Source organism: Pseudoneobacillus rhizolycopersici (assembly GCF_054786815.1).
In genome coordinates this window covers 1-263 of sequence record NZ_JBTOOE010000128.1, presented here as the reverse complement: position 1 = coordinate 263, position 263 = coordinate 1, and the positions used below count along the sequence as shown (strand labels likewise).

Genomic DNA, 263 nt, shown 5'->3' with positions numbered 1-263 from the left:
TAGCACAATGCCATAAGATTCAACATGATACTGACAAGAGGGCTACCAACTTTGCCGGTAAAGACTTGCAAAAAGAACTTGAAGCTGCCAACCAAAAGATGGCCGATCAAGTTTACGACAATACCGTTGAACTTTTAGGCAATATGGTTGATGAAGGTCATGGTTTAATGACTTTGAAGTATGATTTACTCGACTAATAACTAAGTTTTATAATCTATAACAAAAAGGCTGTTACCCATAATTTTAGGTAACAGCCTTTTTCA

At 36.1% G+C, this 263-nt stretch carries 1 protein-coding gene; it reads left to right on the top strand.

What is annotated here, in order from left to right; translation table 11 throughout:
• Positions 1 to 197, top strand: a 197-nt coding sequence (locus ACX9YW_RS23120) for a hypothetical protein (protein WP_460351075.1), incomplete at its 5' end; no start/stop codon positions are given.
• Between the last annotated feature and the right edge of the window lie 66 nt (positions 198 to 263).